At 69.6% G+C, this 20,891-nt stretch carries 18 protein-coding genes; 3 read left to right on the top strand and 15 right to left on the bottom strand.

Going from position 1 to position 20,891, the window contains the following annotated elements; genetic code table 11:
* Positions 1–10: 10 nt before the first annotated feature.
* From ABT078_RS11295 to ABT078_RS11285, 3 genes are read right to left on the bottom strand one after another with little or no spacing between them, the layout of a single operon-like run.
* The gene (locus tag ABT078_RS11295) at positions 11–412 is read right to left on the bottom strand and encodes a DUF6113 family protein (protein ID WP_351226266.1); all 402 of its coding nucleotides are present in this window, start codon (positions 410–412) and stop codon (positions 11–13) included.
* Positions 409–1,302, bottom strand: a complete 894-nt coding sequence (gene mshB, locus ABT078_RS11290; RefSeq protein WP_351226264.1) for an N-acetyl-1-D-myo-inositol-2-amino-2-deoxy-alpha-D-glucopyranoside deacetylase — start codon at positions 1,300–1,302, stop codon at positions 409–411. The genes ABT078_RS11295 and mshB overlap by 4 nt, the downstream gene beginning before the upstream one ends.
* A gap of 49 nt (positions 1,303–1,351) precedes the next feature.
* A complete protein-coding gene (locus tag ABT078_RS11285; protein ID WP_351226262.1) occupies positions 1,352–1,546 on the bottom strand; it encodes a hypothetical protein in 195 nt (64 codons plus the stop codon).
* A gap of 164 nt (positions 1,547–1,710) precedes the next feature.
* On the opposite strand from ABT078_RS11285, the gene ABT078_RS11280 reads away from it, so the two are divergent.
* Positions 1,711–3,891, top strand: a complete 2,181-nt coding sequence (locus ABT078_RS11280) for a S9 family peptidase (RefSeq protein WP_351226260.1) — start codon at positions 1,711–1,713, stop codon at positions 3,889–3,891.
* A gap of 339 nt (positions 3,892–4,230) precedes the next feature.
* Here ABT078_RS11280 and ABT078_RS11275 read toward each other — a convergent pair whose 3' ends face one another.
* Positions 4,231–4,959 (bottom strand): siderophore-interacting protein, encoded by a 729-nt coding sequence (locus tag ABT078_RS11275; RefSeq protein WP_351226258.1) that lies wholly within the window; start codon positions 4,957–4,959, stop codon positions 4,231–4,233.
* A 66-nt stretch (positions 4,960–5,025) separates the two neighbouring features.
* Here ABT078_RS11275 and ABT078_RS11270 point away from each other — a divergent pair, with 66 nt between their 5' ends.
* Entirely contained in the window at positions 5,026–7,101 is a 2,076-nt protein-coding gene (locus tag ABT078_RS11270) for a penicillin acylase family protein (protein ID WP_351226256.1), read from the top strand.
* Complete coding sequence (locus ABT078_RS11265; protein WP_351226254.1) at positions 7,091–7,690, top strand: GNAT family N-acetyltransferase; 600 nt, start codon at positions 7,091–7,093, stop codon at positions 7,688–7,690. Before ABT078_RS11270 ends, ABT078_RS11265 begins: the two co-directional genes overlap by 11 nt.
* Positions 7,691–7,842: 152 nt before the next feature.
* Here ABT078_RS11265 and ABT078_RS11260 read toward each other — a convergent pair whose 3' ends face one another.
* From ABT078_RS11260 to ABT078_RS11210, 11 genes are all read right to left on the bottom strand, one after another.
* Positions 7,843–8,958, bottom strand: a complete 1,116-nt coding sequence (locus tag ABT078_RS11260) for an ABC transporter ATP-binding protein (RefSeq protein WP_351226252.1) — start codon at positions 8,956–8,958, stop codon at positions 7,843–7,845.
* On the bottom strand, positions 8,951–9,925 hold the full coding sequence (locus ABT078_RS11255) for an ABC transporter ATP-binding protein (RefSeq protein ID WP_351226426.1): 975 nt from the start codon (positions 9,923–9,925) through the stop codon (positions 8,951–8,953). Before ABT078_RS11255 ends, ABT078_RS11260 begins: the two co-directional genes overlap by 8 nt.
* A gap of 16 nt (positions 9,926–9,941) precedes the next feature.
* The gene (locus tag ABT078_RS11250) at positions 9,942–10,949 is read right to left on the bottom strand and encodes an ABC transporter permease (protein ID WP_351226250.1); all 1,008 of its coding nucleotides are present in this window, start codon (positions 10,947–10,949) and stop codon (positions 9,942–9,944) included.
* Positions 10,942–11,865 (bottom strand): ABC transporter permease, encoded by a 924-nt coding sequence (locus tag ABT078_RS11245; RefSeq protein WP_351226248.1) that lies wholly within the window; start codon positions 11,863–11,865, stop codon positions 10,942–10,944. The genes ABT078_RS11250 and ABT078_RS11245 overlap by 8 nt, the downstream gene beginning before the upstream one ends.
* 48 nt (positions 11,866–11,913) lie before the next feature.
* On the bottom strand, positions 11,914–13,542 hold the full coding sequence (locus ABT078_RS11240; protein ID WP_351226247.1) for a peptide ABC transporter substrate-binding protein: 1,629 nt from the start codon (positions 13,540–13,542) through the stop codon (positions 11,914–11,916).
* Positions 13,543–13,851: 309 nt separating this feature from the next.
* A complete protein-coding gene (locus ABT078_RS11235; protein WP_351226245.1) occupies positions 13,852–14,802 on the bottom strand; it encodes a GNAT family N-acetyltransferase in 951 nt (316 codons plus the stop codon).
* Between the two features lie 148 nt (positions 14,803–14,950).
* On the bottom strand, positions 14,951–16,099 hold the full coding sequence (locus ABT078_RS11230; protein WP_351226243.1) for an ABC transporter ATP-binding protein: 1,149 nt from the start codon (positions 16,097–16,099) through the stop codon (positions 14,951–14,953).
* A complete protein-coding gene (locus tag ABT078_RS11225) occupies positions 16,092–17,150 on the bottom strand; it encodes an ABC transporter ATP-binding protein (protein WP_351226241.1) in 1,059 nt (352 codons plus the stop codon). The genes ABT078_RS11230 and ABT078_RS11225 overlap by 8 nt, the downstream gene beginning before the upstream one ends.
* Positions 17,151–17,161: 11 nt before the next feature.
* Entirely contained in the window at positions 17,162–18,124 is a 963-nt protein-coding gene (locus ABT078_RS11220) for an ABC transporter permease (protein WP_351226239.1), read from the bottom strand.
* Positions 18,117–19,046 carry an ABC transporter permease gene (locus ABT078_RS11215; RefSeq protein ID WP_351226237.1) on the bottom strand — a complete coding sequence of 310 codons (930 nt, stop codon included), beginning with the start codon at positions 19,044–19,046 and terminating at the stop codon, positions 18,117–18,119. Before ABT078_RS11215 ends, ABT078_RS11220 begins: the two co-directional genes overlap by 8 nt.
* 132 nt (positions 19,047–19,178) lie before the next feature.
* Positions 19,179–20,795, bottom strand: a complete 1,617-nt coding sequence (locus tag ABT078_RS11210; RefSeq protein WP_351226235.1) for a peptide ABC transporter substrate-binding protein — start codon at positions 20,793–20,795, stop codon at positions 19,179–19,181.
* Between the last annotated feature and the right edge of the window lie 96 nt (positions 20,796–20,891).

Below are 20,891 nucleotides of genomic sequence, written 5' to 3'. Positions count from 1 at the left end.
ACAGGACACGTCACGTGCCAAGTCGGCCTGTTCGACCGCCTGGTTGCGACAGGCGCGCCATGGTGGCACAGATCACAACGACCACCATTCCTCCCAGCAGGAAGACGATCTCACCGACTCCGCCGGCGAAGAGGCCGTCGCCCTCCGGCCGTCCGGCGCTCAGCAGCAGCACCGCGACGATCCAGCCGGCGGCCGGTGCGACCGCCCCCAGCTGGGTGCCGGTGGCGCGCATCCCGCCGTAGAAGAGCCCCGCGGCGCCGAGCAGCGCCAGCAGCAACCCGACCGGGAACCAGGCGGCTTGGACCAGCGAGCCGGCGGTTCCGACGACGAAGCCGAGGACCGCGAGGCCGAGGTATGCGGCGATGCGTCCGGGTTTCGGGGACTTGGTCATCCAGGCTCCGGGCTCGGTCATGAGGCCATCCCCTCGAACAGGTCGTGCTCGCGCGCACCGGCCGGTGCGCCGGATTCGCCACGCACCAACTGGTAGTACTCGGTGGTGAACACCGGCTGGCCGAGGTCGTTGGAGAGTGCGAAGAACGGGCCGTCCACCGCGATCTGGGTGGCGTGGGCGCGCATCGCGGCGGACTTCCGGCCGGCGTACGCGGTGCCGTCGATCTCGGTGGTGATCTCCGCATCGTCCACGACGCCCGGGATGTCACCGATGTCCGCGATTCCGGGGAAGGTCTGGGAGCCGTCGGCGGCCCGCAGGTGTGCGAAGGCCTCCTCCGCGACCGAGCGCGGCACCCGGTTCCAGTAGATCTTGGCGATGGTGTGCGGGCGGCCGAGGTCTCGCCGGAAGGCCGGTTCTGCGGCGAGGTCGGCCGCCCGCATCGCGACGCGGTGCGCCTGGATGTGGTCGGGGTGGCCGTAGCCGCCGCGGGGGTCGTACGTGACGAGGACCTGCGGCCGTACCGAACGGATCACCTCGACGAGATACGGGGCGGCCTCGTCCACCTCCGAGTTCCAGAAGGCGCCGGGGCGGCGGTTCTGCGGCAGACCCATCATCCCGGAGTCGCGGAAGCGGCCCGGGCCGCCGAGGAAACGGTGGTCGGTGACGCCGAGCTCGGCCATGGCTGCGGCCAGTTCCCCGATCCGGTGCGGGCCGAGGCTGTCCTCCTTGTCGGCGGCCAGATGGGCGAGCTCGGGCGGGATGACCTCGCCCTCCTCGCCGAGGGTGCACGTCATCAGCGTGACGCGGGCGCCTTCGGCGGCGTACCGCGCCATGGTGGCGCCGTTGTTGATCGACTCGTCGTCGGGGTGCGCGTGCACCAGGAGCAGACGACGAGCTGGCAGGTCCGTCATGGCCCCAGCCTACGAGGCCCGGGGCCAGGCCCTGCCTACCGGATCGGCTCTAGAACTTGATGCCGCCGATCATGCCCGCGACATTGGTGGTCAGCTCACTGATCGTGGGCGCGATGGAGGAGCTCGCCAGATAGAACCCGAGCAGCATGCACACCGCCGCGTGCCCGGCCTTGAGCCCCGATTTCTTGACCAGAAGGAAGACGACGATCGCCAGCAGCACCACCGCCGAAATCGAGAGTGCCACGGCGGTTCACCTCCACAGATATTCGGTCCGCAACGGTCAGCATGCATGTGCCCCTGTGCCGGAGGTTTCCTACCCACCTGGCGACACGGATCATAACTATCCACACCCACGCATCGATCGGTGCACAGCAGCACACGGGGGCGCACGGCACTAGATTCGGCCACATGACCTCGAGGCAGCAGCTCCCCCATCCGCCCGCCGATCGACCTTCCGTTCCGCTCTCCTTTCCCCGCCAGTACGCCAGGACCCAGCGCTTCGGTCTGGGCGCACCGCGGGCGTTCACGGTGGCGCCCGACGGCTCCCGCGTGGTGTTCCTCCGCTCCCCGTCGGGGACGGAACGGGCCCACCGGTTCTGGGTCCTCGACCTCGAAGGCGAGGTGCGTGAGCGCGTCGCCGCCGATCCGGAGGCGCTGCTGCACGGGGCCGTCGAGGAGTTGCCCGCCGAGGAGCGGGCGCGCCGGGAGCGCAGCCGTGAGGGGTCCGGGGGCATCGTCGGCTATGCCGTGGACCAGGCGGTGGAGTTGGCGGCTTTCGCGCTGTCCGGGCGGCTGTTCACGGCCGAGTTGCGGGCCGGCACGTCCCGCGAACTGCCCGCCGCCGGGCCGGTGATCGATCCGCGGCCCTCACCGGACGGGCGGTACGTCGCGTACGTGGCGCGGGGGGCGCTGCGGGTGATCGGCGCCGAGGGGGACGGGGACCGCGCGCTCGCCGAGCCGGAGGACGGGCAGACGGCGTACGGCGTGGCGGAGTTCCTGGCGGCCGAGGAGATGAGCCGCACGCGCGGGTTCTGGTGGGGGCCCGGGAGCGACCGCCTGCTCGTGGCGCGCGTGGACGAGTCTCCCGTACAGCGGTGGTGGATGGCGGACCCGGCGCAGCCGGACCGGGAGCCCGCGCCGGTCGCGTATCCGGCGGCGGGAACGGCCAACGCGGACGTGCGGCTGTATCTGATCGGGCTCGACGGGGAGCGCACGGAGGTCGCCTGGGACCGGACGCGCTACCCGTATCTGGCGCGTGTGCACTGGTCGCCTTCCGGGGCTCCGCTGCTGCTCGTGCAGTCGCGGGACCAGCGCACGGCGCTGTATCTCGGCGTGGACACCGATACGGGCGGGACGCGCACGGTGCATGTGGACGAGGACCCGGTGTGGATCGAACTGCCGTCCGGGGCTCCCGCGTGGGCGCCCGACGGGCGGCTGGTGAGGATCGCCGACGAGGGCGGTGCGCGGGTGCTGGCGGTGGGCGACCGGCCGCTGACCGGGGCGCAGTTGCATGTGCGGGCCGTGCTGGACATCGGGGATTCGGATGTCCTGGTCTCGGCGTCGGCGGGTGCGGAAGCGGCCGGGCCGGAGACCGGCGAGATCCATGTGTACCGGGTCAACGAGCTGGGCGTGGAGCGCGTCTCCGAGGAGATCGGGGTGCACTCCGCCGTGCGGTCCGGGGCGGTGACCGTGCTCGCTTCGGCGAGTCCGGAATCGACCGGCTCGACGGTGCAGGTGCTGCGGGAGGGGAAGTTGCTCGCCGTGATCTCCTCGCACGCGGAGGAACCCGTGCTGTCCGCCCACGTCAACCTGACCGAGGGGGGCGCACGGCGTATTCCGTGCGCCGTGCTGCTGCCCTCCGGACACCGGGAGTCGGACGGTGTGCTTCCGGTGCTGCTGGATCCCTATGGCGGGCCGCACGGACAACGTGTGGTCGCCGCGCACAATGCGCACCTCACGTCGCAGTGGTTCGCCGACCAGGGCTTCGCGGTGGTCGTCGCGGACGGGCGGGGCTCCCCCGGCCGCTCCCCCGCGTGGGAGAAGGCGATCAAGGACGACTTCACGCTCACGCTCGACGACCAGATCGAGGCACTGCAGGACCTCGCGGACCGCTTCCCGCTCGACCTCGGCCGGGTGGCGATCCGGGGCTGGTCGTACGGGGGTTACCTTGCCGCGCTGGCGGTGCTGCGGCGCCCCGACGTCTTCCACGCGGGGATCGCGGGAGCGCCGGTCACGGACTGGCGGCTGTACGACACCCACTACACCGAGCGCTATCTGGGCGTGCCCGACGAGCGGCCCGAGGTGTACGCCGCGAACTCACTCGTCACGGACGACGGGCTCAGCGGAGCGGCGGAGACGGCGAGACCGCTGATGATCATCCATGGCCTCGCGGACGACAATGTGGTGATGGCCCACAGCCTCCGCCTCTCGTCGGCGCTGCTGGCGGCAGGGCGCCCCCATGAGCTGCTTCCGCTCAGTGGGGTCACCCATATGACGCCTCAGGAGCAGGTCGCGGAGAACCTGCTGCTGCTCCAGGTGGAATTTCTCAGGCGGTCGCTGGGCCTGGGCCAGGGCCGGAGCCAGGGCTAGAGCCAGGCGTGGGGGTCGGCGGGTCCTCGCGGCGGAACCACACATCGGCACAGCGCACGCCGCGCCCCTTCCGGCATCGCGGCTTCGCCCCGAACCCGCGCCCCGCACCCCGATCGCCGGCGAGGCTTTCGCGTGAGCCCGCCCGCTCCGCCCCGCTCCACGCGTAGGGCGGGGCTGTGGGGCCACGGGCGACCGGCCGGGGCGATTGGCGCGCCCCGGCCGGTCTACGGCACCCGCACGGCCGTACGGAGTTCAGCGTGACGCGTTCGTATATCGGTGCTGCGTCGGTGGAGTTGCCTGGACGTTAACGAATTTGACGGACAATAACCGCTTATCGGACTACATCGCGCGCCAGTAGCCCAGGGAGTGCACCCGGTCCTTGGGCACCTCGAGCTCCTTGCGCACGTAGGACGTGAGGGTGCGCGTGGTCGTCGTGTCGCAGGCGATCCACACGTACGCCTTCGCCGGGTCGTCCCCGAGCAGGTCCGGCAGTGCGGCCCGCACCTCCTCGACCAGATGCGCCCCCGCGTCGCGACGCGGGACCGTGCGCAGATCGTGGAGGGCGGGGTCTGTCCGTATCGGAAGTTCGGCGTCGGACTCGTGCGGCGTCTCGAACCAGATCGTGGCCGGGGTCTCCGGCATGGCGCCGAGCAGCGAATTGATCGCGGGCAGCGAGGCCGGGTCGCCGATGACGAGCAGCCGGGACGGCAGCGGATCGGGCACGCCGAAGCCGGTGCCCTGGACGGTCGCGTCGATGGTGTCGCCCGGTTGGGCCTTGCGGGCCCAGTCGCTCGCGCACCCGTCGTGCAGAGCGAACTCCAGGCCGAAGGTGCCGGCCTCCGGGTCGGGGTCGACCAGGGTGTAGGCACGCTGGTGCGGCTTCCCCCCGTTGTCGAACCAGAGCCGCACCCACATGGTCGGATGCACTCCGGTCGCGCCGAGCATGCCGCCGTCGGTGAGACGGACCCGACGGTACCGCTCGCTGACCTGCTCCGCCCCGGTCACCGTGAATGCGAAGTCCTTGCCCCGCATCAGCTTGAGGACCACGCCCTCCCAGCCATGCCCCACCCTGTGCTCCTCACGTAAGGTCGACCCCGTTAAGGTTAGGGAAGCCTAACCTAAAGGAGGAATGGCGTGACGACCAGGACCGAGGTCCACCGGGATGCGTGGGGCATCCCGCACCTGCGCGCGGGCAGCGCGAGCGAACTCGCCTACGCCCAGGGGCACAACGCGGCCGTGGACCGGGCCTGGCAGCTGGAGGTGGAGCGGCACCGGACGCAGGGAACGACGGCCGTGTTCCTGGGCGAGGAGGCCGTCGCCTGGGACCGGTTCGCCCGGCAGGCACGGCTCGACGACACTGCCCGGCGCTGCTACGAGGCGCTCGACGCGGAGACCCGCGACTGGGTCGGGGCGTATGTCGACGGGGTCCGCGCCGGCCTCGCGGAAGGCGCGGCGGCCGCACCCGAGTTCGCGAAGGCCGGGCTGGCCCCGGGGGTGTGGAACCCCTGGACCCCCCTGGCGGTCTGGCTCTCCACGCACATCCTCTTCGCGGGCTTCCCGACCAAGCTGTGGCGCGAGGAGGTCGCGCGACGGCTCGGCGACGAGGCGATCGACCTCTTCGCCACGGACGGCCCCGGCACCGCGGGCTCCAACGGCTGGCTCGTCCCGGGCACCCGCACCCGCACGGGCGCCCCGATCATCGCGGGCGACCCGCACCGCTTCATCGAGGACCCCGGCGTCTACCAGCAGGTCCATCTCGTCTGCCCCGAGTTCGACGTCGTCGGCCTGGCCTTCCCCGGCGTCCCGGGCGTCGCCCACTTCGCCCACACCGGCACCGTCGCCTGGGCGATCACCAACGCGATGGCGGACTACCAGGATCTGTACCGGGAACGGCTGCGGCGCACGGACGACGACGGGATCGAGGCGTTCGGCCCGGACGGCTGGCGCCCCGCCACGCACCACACCGAGACCGTCGAGGTGGCGGGCGGCGGTCCGGTCGCCGTCGAGGTGATCGAGACGGACCGCGGCCCTGTGATCATCGGTGCCGCGCCGGACGTCGACGAGACCGTGGAGGCCATCAGCCTGCGCTACGTCCCGCGCGTCACCGCCGACCTCGGCTTCGCGGCGATCCCCGCGCTGCTCCGCGCCCGGAGCGTCGCCGACGTCGACCGGGCGTTCGACCGCTGGGTCGAGCCCGTGAACGTCGTCCAGGCCGCCGACACCTCCGGCGGGCTGCTGCACCGCACCGCCGGACGGGTGCCGCTGCGCCACCGGGACAACCGGCTGCGGGTCGTGCCCGCTTGGGAGCAGGGGCACGAGTGGCAGGGCTGGTACGAACCGATGCCGCGCGCCGAGGTCGAGGACTTCGCCGTCATGGCGAACGAGCGCAGGCTCGCGGGCCCCCTCGGCGTCGAGTTCGCGCCCCCGCACCGCGCGGACCGCATCGCCGAGCTGCTGCGGAAGTCGAAGGGCTGGACCGCCCCGGAGATGGCGGCCGTGCACATGGACACCCATCTCGCCTCCGCCGGCCCGCTCCTGGAGCTGATCGCCGGTCTCGAGGGGCTCGCCCCCGACGCCGCCGGGCTGCGGGAGCGGCTGCTGCGCTGGAACCGCCGGATGGATGCCGACAGCGCCGACGCCGCCGCCTATGCCGCGGTACGGCACGCCGTCGTACGGCGGCTCGTGGCGCAGCCGGAACTGGCGGACCTCGCCGGGCCGCTGCCGTACCCCGCGGTGTTCCAGCCCTGGCTCGCCCTCGTCGCGAAGGTCGGCTACGCGCTGGAGGGGCTGCTCACGACCGAGCTGCTGCCGGGCGTCGACCGCGCCGAGGTCGTCCGTCAGGCCCTCGACGAGGTCGCCGCGGACCCGCGGGAGGTCCCGTGGGGCGAACTGCACCGGCTCGCCCCCTGGCAGGCGCTGCCGCCGGCGGACGAGGAGTGGCCCGGGACGGCCGGCGACCATGACTGCGTACTCGCCACGTCCAGCGTCCCCGGCGTGACGGACCGCGCTGCCCGCGGTCCCGCCGCCCGCTATGTGTGGGACCTCGCCCGGCGCGACGACAGCCTCTGGGTGGTCCCGCTGGGCGCCCGCGGCATCCCGGGCGACGCCCACCACCGCGACCAGCTGCCGCTGTGGCTGCGCGGCGAACTCGTCCCCGTCGTCACCGACTTCGCACAGCTCACCGAGGAGATCCACCACCATGACCACTGAGGCCGTGTACGAGAAGGCCGTCGACGGCTTCGGGACGGTGCACGTCCGCCCCCTGGACCCGGAGCGCGACGTCGACACCGTCCACTCCTGGGTCTCCGAGGAGCGCGCCCGCTTCTGGGGCATGGGCGAGGCGAGCCGTGAGGAGGTGCTGGAGATCTACCGGCACATGGACTCCCTCACCACGCACCATGCGTGGCTGGTGGAGTGCGAAGGCCGGCCCGCGATGCTCTTCCAGACCTACGAGCCGGAGGCCGACCGCGTCAGCGAGTGCTACGACGCCGAGCCCGGCGACATCGGCGTCCACCTGATGACCGGCCCCGCACAGGGCACACCGCGGCCCGGGTTCACCGCGGCCATGCTGACGGTCCTCACCGGGTTCGTCCTGTCCGATCCGAAGGTCCGGCGGATCGTCGCCGAGCCGGACATCCGCAACGCCAGGGCGGTCGAACGGCTGGCCCGTACCGGCTTCGAGGTCGGGCCGGAGATCGTCCTGCCCGAGATCGACCTCCCGGAGGTCTTCCTGCCGGAGAAGAGGGCGCGACTGGCGATCCTGCACCGTGAGACGGCCGAGGCACAGGGGCTGGTCTGACGGCCTGGCGCCATGAGGCCCTGACAGAGCGTCGGACGTGACGCCGGGCGATCGGAACAAGATCATCGATGCGAACCGGCAGGAGCTCGACTCCATCAGGCAGAGGTGACAGGACGCCCTGGGAAAGGCCGCCCAGGTCCACCGCCGAGCGGTCACTGAGAGGGACCTCGCGATGTCGTGCGGGGCGGGCAGTCCTCATCGGATGCTCTCTCGGCGGGCCCGGGCCCGCCCGGCTGCTCCCCCTCCCCGGGCACCACATGCTTCTCCTCCGCGAAGTGGCACGCCGAGTCGTGCTTCGCCGGTCCTTCGGTGAGCCGGAAGACCGCCGGAACCGCCAGCTCCGGCACTTCCAGGGCACATCGCTCCTGTGCCTTCCAGCAGCGCGTGCGGAAGCGGCAGCCGGACGGGATGTCCGTCGGTGAGGGCACGTCCCCGGTGAGGATGATCCGCTCCCGGTGCTCGCGCGCGTCCGGGTCGGGCACGGGGACCGCCGACAGCAGCGCCTGGGTGTACGGATGCGTCGGGTGGTCGTAGATCTCCGTGTCCCTGCCGAGCTCCACGATCCGTCCCAGGTACATCACGCCCACCCGGTCGGAGATATGACGGACGATCGACAGATCGTGCGCGATGAAGATGTACGACAGATCGAATTCGCCCTGGAGCTTCTCCATCAGATTGACGACCTGTGCCTGCACGGAGACGTCGAGCGCCGAGACCGGCTCGTCGCAGACGATGATCTCCGGATTGAGCGCAAGACCACGGGCGATGCCGATGCGCTGGCGCTGGCCGCCGGAGAACTGGTGCGGGTACCGGTTGATGTACTCCGGGTTCAGACCGACGACGTCCAGCAGCTCCCGCACCCTGCGGCGCCGGTCGCCCTTCGGAGCCACCTCGGGGTGGATCTCGTACGGCTCGCCGATGATGTCGCCGACCGTCATACGCGGGTTGAGCGAGGTGTACGGGTCCTGGAACACCATCTGGATGTTCCGGCGGACCGCCTTCAGCGCCCGCCCGGACAGCCGGGTGATGTCCTCGCCCTTGTAGCGGATCGTCCCGCTCGTCGGCCGCTCCAGACTGACCAGCAGCCTGGCGAGCGTGGACTTGCCGCAGCCGGACTCGCCGACAATGCCGAGGGTCTCGCCCTGGTAGAGGTCGAGGTCGACACCGTCGACCGCCTTGACCGCACCCACCTGCTTCCTGAAGACGATCCCGCGCGTGAGCGGATAGTGCTTGTACAGGTCGCGCGCCTCGATGAGCGGCTCAGCCACGGAGGCACTCCCCCCAGAAGAAGCAGGCACTCGCCCGGTCCCGGTTCACGAGGAACAGCTCCGGCTCGTCCGTCGTGCACACCTCCTGCGCCATCGGGCAGCGCGGGTTGAAGGCGCAGCCGGACGGGATGTTCATGAGGTTGGGCGGCAGACCCTTGATCGCGTACAGCTCCTGGCCCTTCTGGTCCAGGCGCGGGATCGAGTCGAGCAGACCCCGGGTGTACGGATGGGCCGGCGCCTTGTAGATGTCATGTACGGGCGCGGTCTCGACGATCCGGCCCGCGTACATCACCGCGATCCGGTCGGCGACGTCCGCGACGACACCGAGGTCGTGCGTGATGAGGATGAGCCCCATGTCGAGCTCGCGCTGCAGCTCGGCGAGCAGTTCCATGACCTGCGCCTGGACGGTCACGTCGAGCGCGGTGGTCGGCTCGTCCGCGATGATCAGGTCCGGCTCCAGCGCCAGCGCCATGGCGATCATGATGCGCTGGCGCATACCGCCGCTGAACTGGTGCGGATACTGGCCGATCCGCTCCCTGGCCGCGGGGATCCGCACCCGGTCCATGAGCTCGACCGCCCGGGCCCTGGCGTCCTTGCGCGACATCCCGCGATGCACGGTGAACATCTCGCCGAGCTGGTCGCCGACGGTCAGCACCGGGTTCAGGGACGACAGCGCGTCCTGGAAGATCATCGCCATTCCGGCGCCGCGGATCTTCCGCCGCTCGTCCTCCTTGAGCCGCAGCACGTCCTGGCCCCGGAAGAGGATCTCGCCGCCGGTGATGCGGCCCGGCGGAACGTCGAGGATGCCCATGACGGCCTGCGCCGTGACGGACTTGCCCGAGCCGGACTCGCCGAGCACGGCGAGCGTCTCACCCGCGTCGACCGCGTAGGTGACACCGTTGACGGCCTTGGCGACCCCGTCCCTGGTCCGGAACTCCACGTGCAGATCGCGCACTTCGAGCAGCATCGCGGCCATCGCCTCCTCAGCGCAGCTTGGGGTCGAGGGCGTCGCGCACCGCGTCGCCGAGCATGATGAACGCGAGCACGGTGACGGCGAGCGCCCCGGCCGGCCAGAGCAGCATGTGCGGGGCGTTGCGGATGTACGGGGACGCGGCGGAGATCTCGATGCCCCACGACACGGTGGGCGGCCGCAGCCCGACGCCGAGGTACGACAGGGTCGCCTCCAGCGCGATGTACGTGCCGAGCGCGATGGTCGCCACGACGATGACCGGCGCCACCGCGTTCGGCGCGATGTGCCGCAGCAGCAGCCGGGAGTGGGACGCGCCGAGGGCCCGCGCGGCCTGGACGTAGTCGTTCTGCTTGGCCGTGATGACCGCGCCGCGCGCGATGCGGGAGATCTGCGGCCAGCCGAGCAGCACCATGAAGCCGATCACCGGCCAGACGGTGTTGCTGGTGACGACGGACAGGAGCACCAGGCCGCCGAGGACGACCGGGATGGCGAAGAAGACATCGGTGAGGCGGGACAGCAGCGAGTCCGGGACTCCGCCGAAGTATCCGGCGATCCCGCCGAGCGCGGCCCCGAGGAGCGCCACCCCGACGGTCGCGCAGACGCCCACGGTCACCGAGGTGCGGGCGCCGTAGACGACTCGGGTGTACACGTCGCAGCCCTGGCCGTCGAAGCCGAACGGGTGGCCCGGCTGCGAGCCCTCCTGGGCCTTGGCGAGGTCGCAGCTGAGCGGATTGCCGGAGGCGATCAGCGACGGCCAGATCGAGATGATCACCAGGAAGACGATGACCAGCCCCGAGACGAGGAAGACGGGGTTGCGGCGCAGATCGCGCCAGGCGTCGGACCAGAGGCTGCGTGCCCGTCCGCCCTGGGCGGCTGACGGAGGCAGCCCGGACGGCCCTGTGCCCGGCGGGCCGCCGGGGGTCCGCTCCAGCGTCCTGCCTTCGCTCGTGGCGAGGTCCATCGCGCCGCCGGCGCCGGTCGGGGCGATGGCTCCCCCGTCCTCGTACTGCGGCTCAGGCATAGCGGATCCTCGGGTCGAGTACGGCGTACAGGAGGTCGACGAGCAGGTTCACCGCCAGGAACACCAGCACCAGCACGGTCACAAAGCCGACGACGGTCTGGGTGTTCTGGCGGAGGATGCCCTGGTAGAGCTGGTAGCCGACACCATGGATGTTGAAGATCCGTTCGGTGACGATGGCACCGCCCATCAAGGCGCCGATGTCGGCGCCGATGAAGGTGACCACGGGGATCAGCGAGTTGCGCAGCAGATGGCGGCCGATGACGCGGTGGCGCGGCAATCCTTTGGCGATCGCCGTGCGGACGTAGTCGGCGCGTTTGTTCTCGGCGATGGACGTCCTCGTCAGCCGGGTCACATAGGCGAGGGACACGGAGGCGAGGACGAGTCCCGGCACGATCAGTTCGCCGAGCGGCGCCTCGGAGGAGACGGAGGGCCTGATCCAGCCCCACTGCACCCCGAGGAGCAACTGGAGCAGCAGGCCGGTGACGAAGGTGGGGACGGAGATGACCACCAGTGTGAGCAGCAGGACCGAGGTGTCGACGGGGCGGCCGCGGCGCAACCCGGTGAGCACGCCCAGGCCGATGCCGATGACGATCTCGAAGAAGATCGCGACGAGGGTGAGCCGGATGGTGACCGGGAAGGCCGTGGCCATCAGCTCGGTGACGGGCTGTCCGTTGAACGCGGTGCCGAAGTCCCCGGTGAAGACGTTGCCCATGTAGGTCAGGTATTGCTGCCACACGGGCTTGTCGAGGCCGAACTCCTTGCGCAGCTGGGCCGCGGTCGCCGGGTCGCACTCGCGGTCGCCGCAGAGCCCCGCAATGGGGTCACCCATCACGTTCACCATCAGGAAGATCAGCAGCGTCGCGCCGATGAAGACGGGGATCATCTGGAGCAGACGCCGGATCACATAACGTCCCATGGGGGCTCCTGGGGGTGCGGGTCCGGACGAACAGCGGCCGGGCGGCCGTCAGCTGACCTTGATCTCGTTGTAGACGGGGACGCTGAACTGGTTCAGCGCGACGTTGCTGATCCGGTCCGAGTAGCCGGCGCTGCCGTTCTGGTACCAGAGCGGGATCGCCGCCATCTGGTCCCGTACGACCCCTTCGGCCTGCTTGAACGTGTCGATCGCCTTCGCCGTGTCGGACTCGGCGTTGGCCTCGTCGACGAGCCGGTCGAACTCCTCGTTGCTCCACTTGCCGTCGTTGGAGGAGGCGTTGGTGTAGTAGAGCGGCTGGAGGAAGTTCTGGATGAGCGGGTAGTCCATCTGCCAGCCGGCCCGGAAGGGGCCGGTCAGCTTGGACTGGGTGATCTGGTTGCGGAAGTCGGCGAAGGTGCCGACGGGGTTGCCCACGCAGGCCTTGTCGTTGCCCAGCGCGTTGTTGATGGAGTTGCAGACGGCGTCCACCCACTCCTTGTGCGAGCCGGCGTCCGCGTTGTACGTGATCTTCACCTGGCCACCGGGGAGTCCGCCACCCTCCGTGATCAGCTTCTTCGCCTCGGCGGGGTTGTACGTGCAGGCGTCGCCGCAGAGCGACTCGTCGAAGCCGCCGTCCGCCCCGAGGACGGGGGACGTCCAGTCCTTGGCGGGGGTGCGGGTCCTCCGGAAGATCGTGTCGGTGATCTGGTCGCGGTTGATCGCCATGGACAGGCCCGTGCGGACCTTCTCCTGACCGGGCTTGTTCCAGGCCGGGTCGTAGTAGGGGAAGGCGAGGGTCTGGATGATGCCGGCCGGGGTGTTGATGTACCGGTCGCCGAGGTCGGACTTGACGTTCTTGAGCTGGGACGCGGGGACGTCGTCGACGAGGTCGAGGTTTCCGGCCGTCAGATCGGTGTAGGCGGTGTTGTTGTCCGTGTAGACCTTGAGGTCGATGCCGCCGTTCTGCGCCTTGTCATCGCCGGGGTACTGGTCCCAGCGGCGCAGGGACATCTGGGAGCCCCTCGCGTACGAGTCGACGGCGTACGGACCGTTGCCGACGGGCTTCGCGAGCCAGCCGCTGTGATCGGTGAAGAAGGCCTTCGGGAGCGGGGCGAAGGCGGCGTAGCCGAGGGTCTCGGGCCAGGTGGAGAACTTCTGGGACAGCTTGACCGTGAAGGTCCGGGGACCTGTGACCTTGAGGCCCGACATCGTCGCGGCGGTGGGCTCGCCGGATTCGGGGTGGACCTGGTCGTAGCCCTCGATGTAGCCGAAGAAGTAGGCGTTGCGCTGGTTGTTCTTGAGGTGGGCGCCGTAGTTCCAGGCGTCGACGAAGGACTTGGCGGTGACCGGCTCGCCGTTGGAGAAGGTCCAGCCGTCCTTGACGGTGACGGTGAAGCTGGTGGAGTCGCTGGTCTCGATCTTCTCGGCGAGCATGTCCTGTGCCTCGCCGGTCTTCGGGTCGTAGCGCTTGAGGCCCCGGAAGATCATGTCGAGGACCTTGCCGCCCTGGACCTCGTTCGTGTTCGACGGCTCCAGCGGGTTCTGCGGGTCCCCCCAGGAGGAGCTCACGATCCCGTCGGCACCGCCACCGCCCCCGGTGCCCCCGCCGCCGCAGGCCGTCGCGGCGAGCACGGTGGCGACGGCGCATGCGGTCGACTTGGCGTGCGTGGCTCGGCGCATGGGGTGCCTCCTCGGGTCGAGGGCGATACGTAGATCCCCATATCACCCCATACGCGAACAGACTGCACGTCAGCAACGCCGGTGTGTGCGCCTGCGGCGAGCCTTCTCCCCACCCCGTCCCGGGGCAAGCCCCGGCCCGTGCCGAGGGCCGCGCCCCCGCACCCCTGCGCCTCGAACTCCTCCTACGCCCTGCCGGGCCCCGGACCGTGGGGCACGGGCGGCCTCCCTCAGGCCCGTCCGGCGCTCGAGCACGGACACCCGGCCCCACCCACCGGTACCGGTGACCGGCCACCGCTCACCGTTCACCGTTCACCGCTTCAGAGGCAGCGTCAGCTCCCAGGTGTCCGCCGCATAGTGGAGCGACATCCCGCTCCGCTCGTACAGCCGAAGCGCACCCGTCGCGTTTCCGGTGTCGACCGCGAGGCCCACGGTCGTCCTGCCCCTGCGGGCGAATACGGCGAACGCCTGCCGCAGCAGCAGTGCGCCGAGGCCGCGCCCGCGGGCCGCGGGGAGCACCCCCAGGGAGCGCACCCAGCCCATGGCGGCGCGGTCGTCGCGGGCCAGCAGCACCGCCACGTCGCCCGCGCCCTCCTCGCGGGCGATCCAGCAGAGGGACCAGTCGATCGGCCTGCTCTCCTCCATCCGCGCCAGCCACGCCTCGTACGCACGTGCGCGATGGTCGTAGTGCTCGGCGAACGCCTCCTCCAGCACGGCATGGGCGATGCGCCGGTCCTCCTCCGTACGGCACTCACGGAGCACCGGCCCGGCGGGCAGCTCCTGCGCGACGTCCGCCCCGTCGACCTCGCGCGTCAGCACGTTGTAGCGGCGTACGGGCCACCAGCCGCGGGACCGCACCTGCCCGGTGTCCACGCTGGTGGCCGTCGACAGGCCCAGGTGGACCACCGCATGGGTCGCCCCGGCCGCCGCCGCGAGCTCGGCGGCCCTGGCCTCCATCGTCGCGAGGAGCGCGGCGGTCGCCGCGGCCCTTCCCGGCAGCGCGTACAGATCGGCCTCGATCCGCTCCCTCCCGGGAGCGTCGGGTTCCACGGGCTCCCCGGTCTCCTGCCAGACCATGCCGAGGGCGACGGGCTCGTCGCCCTCCTCGACGAGCCAGGCCTCGGTTCCCGCGAGGTCCGCCTCGACGGTGTGGAGGTCGGTCTCCGGGTGTCCGATCTCGATCGTGTCGATGGCGTTCAGGAGCCGGTGCACGGCGTGGGCGTCGGCGGGGGTGGCGCGACGCAGCGCGGGTGTCGAGTTCATGAGTGCACCCTGACGCGGCCTCCGGGCGCCGGGCAACGCCTTATCGACAAGGGCACCCGCGACGCGTCCGAGACTCCCGGGAACGGCGAAGGCGCCCGGAACCCCAGGGGTTCCGGGCGCCTTCACGGCGTACGGGCGCGGGCGCGGATCACACCGCGTGGACGACGTCCTTCTCCTCGGCGAAGTGGCACGCCGACTCGTGCGCGGCCGGGGTGTCCCGACCGACGAAGTGCTCCGGGACCGCCAGCAGCGGAACCTCGGTGGCGCACCTCTCCTCGGCCTTCCAGCAACGGGTGCGGAAGCGGCAGCCGGACGGCGGGTTCGCCGGCGACGGGACGTCACCGGTGAGGATGATCCGATCGCGACCCTCACGGGCCGCCGGGTCGGGCACGGGGACCGCCGACAGCAGCGCCTGGGTGTAGGGGTGCGTCGGGTGGTCGTAGATCTGCGTGTCCGTACCGATCTCGGCCATCTTGCCGAGGTACATCACGCCGACCCGGTCGGAGATGTGCCGGACGATCGACAGGTCGTGGGCGATGAAGAGATAGGACAGGTTGAACTCGTCCTGCAGCTTCTCCATCAGGTTGATGACCTGTGCCTGCACGGAGACGTCGAGCGCCGAGACCGGCTCGTCGCAGATGATGATCTCCGGGTTGAGCGCAAGACCACGGGCGATGCCGATGCGCTGGCGCTGGCCGCCGGAGAACTGGTGCGGGTACCGGTTGATGTACTCCGGGTTCAGACCGACGACGTCCAGCAGCTCCTGCACCTTGCGGCGCCGGTCGCCCTTCGGAGCCACCTCGGGGTGGATGTCGAAGGGCTCGCCGATGATGTCGCCGACCGTCATACGCGGGTTGAGCGAGGTGTACGGGTCCTGGAACACCATCTGGATGTTCCGGCGGACCGCCTTCAGCGCCCGCCCGGACAGCCGGGTGATGTCCTGGCCCTTGTAGAAGACCTCGCCGGCCGTCGCCGTCTCCAGCGACATCAGCAGCTTGGCGACCGTGGACTTGCCACAGCCGGACTCGCCCACGATGCCGAGGGTCTCGCCCTGGTAGAGGTCGAACGAGATCCCGTCCACGGCCTTGACCGCGCCGACCTTCTTCTTGAAGAGGATGCCCTGGGTCAGCGGGAAGTGCTTGACCAGATTGCGCACCTGGAGGATCGGCTCACCGCGGTCCACCGGCGCATCGAGTGCGGCCACGGCCTCCGCCTCGGTGGCCGCGTCGACCGTCTCGACCTCGGTGACGTTCGGGGTCGCGTCCACGGCCTCATCGTTCTTGCTGAGCTCAGCCATGGATCGTCTCCTTCCAGAAGTGGCACGCGCTTCCGCGGCCGGGCAGCTCGGTGCCGTCCTGCTCGGTCACCGGGTGCAGAGCCGGGATCTCCGTACGGCAGATGTCGTCGGCCTTCGGGCAGCGCGGGTTGAACGCACAACCGGTCGGGATACGCGTCAGGTTGGGCGGCAGACCCTTGATCGCGTACAGCTCCTGGCCCTTCTGGTCCAGGCGCGGGATCGAGTCGAGCAGACCCCGGGTGTACGGGTGGGCCGGGCGCTTGTAGAGCTCGTGCACGGGCGCGGTCTCGACGATCCGGCCCGCGTACATCACGGCGATCTTGTCCGCGACGTCGGCGACGACACCGAGGTCGTGGGTGATCAGGATCAGACCCATGTTGTACTCGCGCTGCAGCTCCGCGAGCAGGTCCATGACCTGTGCCTGGACGGTCACGTCGAGCGCGGTGGTCGGCTCGTCCGCGATGATCAGGTCCGGCTCCAGCGCCAGCGCCATGGCGATCATGATGCGCTGACGCATACCGCCGGAGAACTGGTGCGGGTAGTCGTTGACCCGCGCCGCGGCGGCCGGGATCTTGACCCGGTCCATCAGCTCGATGGACTTGGCCTTGGATTCCTTCTTGGACAGGCCGTGGTGCACCCGGAACATCTCGCCGAGCTGGTAGCCCACGGAGAGCACCGGGTTCAGCGACGACAGCGCGTCCTGGAAGATCATCGCCATCTTGCGGCCACGGAGCATACGGCGCTCCTCGGAGGACATCTTGAGCATGTCCTCGCCGCGGAAGAGGATCTCGCCCTTGGGGATGCGCCCCGGGGGCATGTCCAGGATGCCCATGATCGCCTGGGCGGTCACGGACTTGCCGGAGCCTGACTCACCGAGCACGGCGAGGGTCTCGCCGGCACTCACCGAGTAGTTCACGCCGTTGACGGCCTTGGCGACGCCGTCACGGGTGTGGAACTCCACGTGCAGGTCGCGGACCTCGAGCAGCGGGCCTTCGTTTTCGTCGCTCCCGCGCGGAGCGGGTACATCCGCTGTTTTGTCGATGATGGTCATGTACGCCTCCCTCAGCGCAGCTTGGGGTCGAGGGCGTTGCGTACCGCATCGCCGAACATCAGGAACGAGAGCACCGTGATCGACACCATCACCGATGGAACGATCAGCACATGGGGCGCGTTGCGGAGCTGCTCACGTCCACTGGACACGTCGACGCCCCAGGAGACCGTCGGCTCGGCGAGGCCGACACCCAGGAAGGACAGCGTCGCCTCGGCCGCGATGTAGCCGCCGAGGGCGATCGTCGCGACGACGATGATCGGGGCGACCGCGTTGGGCAGGATGTGCCGCATCATGATGCGCCAGGTCGAGGAGCCGAGCGCCTTGGCCGCGACGACGTAGTCGGCGTGCTTGATGGTGATCACCGAGCCGCGGGCGACACGGGCGATCTGGGTCCAGCCGAGGAACGCCAGGGCCAGGATGACGACCCAGACCTCACGCTTCTCGAAGCTGGTGAGGATCACCAGGGTGCCGAGCAGGAACGGGATACCGAAGAAGATGTCGGTGAGCCGCGACAGCATGGTGTCGATCCAGCCACCGAAGTAGCCGGCCATCATGCCGATCAGCGTGCCGAGAACGGTCACCAGGGCGGTGACGCCGACACCGACGAGGATCGAGGCGCGGGCGCCGTAGATCACACGCGCGTAGATCGACCGGCCCTGGCCGTCGTAGCCGAACCAGTCGGGAGAGAAGAAGTGGCTCCAGTTCGGCGGCGACAGGTAGTGGTTGACCAGGTCCGCGTCGCGCGGCGATGCGCTGGTGAACAGGCTCGGCCAGGCGGAGACGGTCAGCAGCAGCAGGATGAGCACCGCCGACACGAGGAACAGCGGGTTGGTGCGCAGGTCGTGCCACGCGTCGGACCAGAGGCTGCGCGGCTTGCCCGGAGCGGGACCCGCCTCGGTGGCGGGCACGCCGGTGGCGGCCGCGACAGTGATCGTGTCCGTGGTCGCCGGGGTCTCGGCGGTCTTCTCAGGCATACCGGATCCTCGGGTCCAGGACCGCGTAGAGCAGGTCGACAAGCAGGCTGGTGAGCAGGTAGACGAGGACGATCAGCGAGGCGATGCCCACGACCGTCGCACCCTCGCGGCGCGTGAGCGCGTCGAAGATGGTCTTTCCGACTCCCTGCACGTTGAAGATGCCCTCGGTGACGATGGCGCCGGTCATCAGGTTGCCGATGTCGGTACCGAGGAAGGTGACCACCGGGACGAGGGAGTTGCGCATCAGGTGGACGCCGACGATCCGGCGGCGCGGCAGGCCCTTGGCCACCGCCGTGCGCATGTAGTCCGCGCGCAGGTTCTCGGCCATGGACGTACGGGTCAACCGGGCCACGTAGGCGAGCGAGAGCGAGCCGAGGACGATGGCCGGCAGGAGCAGGTCCGCGATGTTCTCGGAGTCCTGCACCGTCGCCGTGGTGACGCCGAGCTGGAACGCGAAGATGTACTGCATCAGGTAGCCCAGCACGAAGGAGGGCATCGAGATCAGTACCAGGGTGAGGGCGAGGAGCCCCCGGTCCCGCACGGAGTCGGGGCGCAGGCCCGCGATCACGCCGAGGCCGATGCCCACGAGCACCGTGAAGGTGAACGCGAAGAGCGTCAGCCGAAGAGTGATCGGGAACGCCTGGGCGATGATGTCGGCGATTTCGCGCTTACTGGCGATCTCGGTACCGAAGTCACCCTGCACCAGGTTGCCCAGATAGGTGAAGTACTGCTGCCAGAGTGGCTGGTCGAGACCGAGATCAGCGCGGATGGACGCCACGACCGCTGGGTCGTAGGCCTGGTCTCCCATGAGCGCTCTGACGGGGTCACCGGGCAGCGCGTACATCATGGCGAAGATCAAAAAGGTTGACCCGATGAACACCGGGATCATCTGGAGCAGTCGTCGTGCGACGTAGCGCCCCATGGGTGCCTCCGTGAGGGGTTAACTGCGGTCAGGGGGCCGCCCGTGACAGGCGACCCCCTGACCTCCGCCGCCGCCGGATCTCCGACGGCGGCGGGTGACGGCCGAGTGGGGATGAGGCCCGCAGGCTGGGTGTTACTTGACGGTGACGCCGGTCAGCTCGAGGTCGCCGTGGAAGTCGACCGCGACGTTGTCGACGCCCTTACCGTGACCACCGTTGATGCGGTAGTACCAGAGCGGGATCGCCGGCATCTTGTCGAGGAGCTTCTTCTCGACCTCCTGGTAGGCCTTGACGGTCTCGTCCAGGGAGTTCGCCTTGTCAGCGGTGGCCATCAGCGCGTCGATCTCCTTGTCGGAGAAGCGACCGTTGTTGGACTCGGCGCTGGTGTGGTACAGCTCCTTGAGGAAGTTGACGTTGACCGGGTAGTCGGCGACCCAGCCGCCGCGGTACATCCCCTTGACCTGGTTGTTGTCGCGGGCCTCGAGGTCGGTCGCGAAGTCCGGCTTCGGGTCGCCGACGCAGTCGACGCCGGTGGCCTTGCGGATGGACTCGCAGACCGCGGTGATCCACTCCTTGTGGCCGCCGTCGCTGTTGTACTGGATGGACAGCTTGTTCTCGGGGACGCCGCCGCCCTCGGTGATGAGCTGCTTCGCCTTCGTCGGGTTGTACGTGAAGACGTCCGTGCCCAGGTCCTGGTTGCCCTTGACCTGCGGCGGCGTGAAGCTCGTCGCGGGGGTACGGGTGTTGTTCAGGACGGTCTTGGTGATCGTGTCACGGTCGATCGCCATGGACAGACCCTGGAGGACCTTCGGGTCGATGTCCTTGAACGTCTTGGTGTAGAAGGCCGGGACCAGCGTCTGGATGGCCGCGTACGGCTGCTCGATGGCGCCTTCGCCCAGGTCCTGCTTGTACTTCGGCAGGTCCGTCGGGCCGACCTGGCGGATGATGTCCAGGTTGCCGGAGACGACGTCCTGGTACGCGGCCTCGAGGGTCGTGTAGCTCTTGAACTGGATGCCCTTGTTCGCCGCCTTGTTCGGGCCCTGGTAGTCAGGGTTGGCCGCGACCTGGATCAGCTTCTTGTGGGTCCACTTCTCGAACTTGTACGGACCGTTGCCGACCGGCTTCTGGCCGAACGCCTTCGGGTCGTCGTAGAAGACCTTCGGGAGCGGGGCGAAGGTGGCGTAGCCCAGCTTGTAGTTGAAGTACGGGACCTTGTCGGTCAGCGTGATCGTGAAGGTGGTGTCGTCCACGACCTTCAGACCGGACATCTTGTCGGCCTTCGGCTCACCCTTCTCGGGGTGGACGTCGGCGTAGCCGGCGATGTCGCCGAACCAGAAGCTGTTCTGCTGGTTGTTCTTGATGTTGGCGTACCAGTTCCACGCGTCGACGTACGACTGCGCGGTGACGGCCTCGCCGTTGTGGAACTTCCAGCCCGACTTGAGCTTGACGGTCCAGGTCTTCGAGTCCGTGGTGGAGACCGACTCGGCGTTCGTGTAGACGATCTCGCCCTTGGCGTCGAAGTCCAGCAGCTGGGTGAAGAGCGACTGGATGACGTAGGAGCCGTTGGTCTCGTTGGTGTCGGCCGGGATGAGCGGCTTCTGCGGCTCGCCGACGTCGATGGAGACATAGCCCTCGGGCTTGCCCGACGGGTTCTTCTTGCCCTCGTCACCACCACCACTGCCACAGGCAGTGGCCGCCAGGGCGACGACGATCGCACCGGCGACCCACTTGGCGCTCTTGGCACCGCGCATGGGTTTCCTCCTCATGAGTCCACTTGTCACTACAAGAAGGGCACTGTTCTACGCGCGCTGACACCCCTGACAGCGTGCTCGTCAAGTACCACGAGT

Origin of the sequence: Streptomyces sp. NPDC002133, from assembly GCF_040296405.1 — a bacterium.
Lineage (GTDB): Bacteria > Actinomycetota > Actinomycetes > Streptomycetales > Streptomycetaceae > Streptomyces.
This window is presented reverse-complemented; position numbering and strand designations above follow the sequence as displayed.

Excerpts from the sequence above, each read along its gene's own strand:
- ABT078_RS11240 (WP_351226247.1), bottom strand. The coding sequence starts at position 13,542 with ATGCGCCGAGCCACGCACGCCAAGTCGACCGCATGCGCCGTCGCCACC.
- ABT078_RS11220 (WP_351226239.1), bottom strand. The coding sequence starts at position 18,124 with ATGCCTGAGAAGACCGCCGAGACCCCGGCGACCACGGACACGATCACT.
- ABT078_RS11265 (WP_351226254.1), top strand. The coding sequence starts at position 7,091 with ATGACCACTGAGGCCGTGTACGAGAAGGCCGTCGACGGCTTCGGGACG.
- ABT078_RS11210 (WP_351226235.1), bottom strand. The coding sequence starts at position 20,795 with ATGCGCGGTGCCAAGAGCGCCAAGTGGGTCGCCGGTGCGATCGTCGTC.
- ABT078_RS11225 (WP_351226241.1), bottom strand. The coding sequence starts at position 17,150 with ATGACCATCATCGACAAAACAGCGGATGTACCCGCTCCGCGCGGGAGC.
- ABT078_RS11235 (WP_351226245.1), bottom strand. The coding sequence starts at position 14,802 with ATGAACTCGACACCCGCGCTGCGTCGCGCCACCCCCGCCGACGCCCAC.
- ABT078_RS11255 (WP_351226426.1), bottom strand. The coding sequence starts at position 9,925 with ATGCTGCTCGAAGTGCGCGATCTGCACGTGGAGTTCCGGACCAGGGAC.
- ABT078_RS11295 (WP_351226266.1), bottom strand. The coding sequence starts at position 412 with ATGACCGAGCCCGGAGCCTGGATGACCAAGTCCCCGAAACCCGGACGC.
- ABT078_RS11215 (WP_351226237.1), bottom strand. The coding sequence starts at position 19,046 with ATGGGGCGCTACGTCGCACGACGACTGCTCCAGATGATCCCGGTGTTC.
- mshB (WP_351226264.1), bottom strand. The coding sequence starts at position 1,302 with ATGACGGACCTGCCAGCTCGTCGTCTGCTCCTGGTGCACGCGCACCCC.
- ABT078_RS11230 (WP_351226243.1), bottom strand. The coding sequence starts at position 16,099 with ATGGCTGAGCTCAGCAAGAACGATGAGGCCGTGGACGCGACCCCGAAC.
- ABT078_RS11245 (WP_351226248.1), bottom strand. The coding sequence starts at position 11,865 with ATGGGACGTTATGTGATCCGGCGTCTGCTCCAGATGATCCCCGTCTTC.
- ABT078_RS11250 (WP_351226250.1), bottom strand. The coding sequence starts at position 10,949 with ATGCCTGAGCCGCAGTACGAGGACGGGGGAGCCATCGCCCCGACCGGC.
- ABT078_RS11280 (WP_351226260.1), top strand. The coding sequence starts at position 1,711 with ATGACCTCGAGGCAGCAGCTCCCCCATCCGCCCGCCGATCGACCTTCC.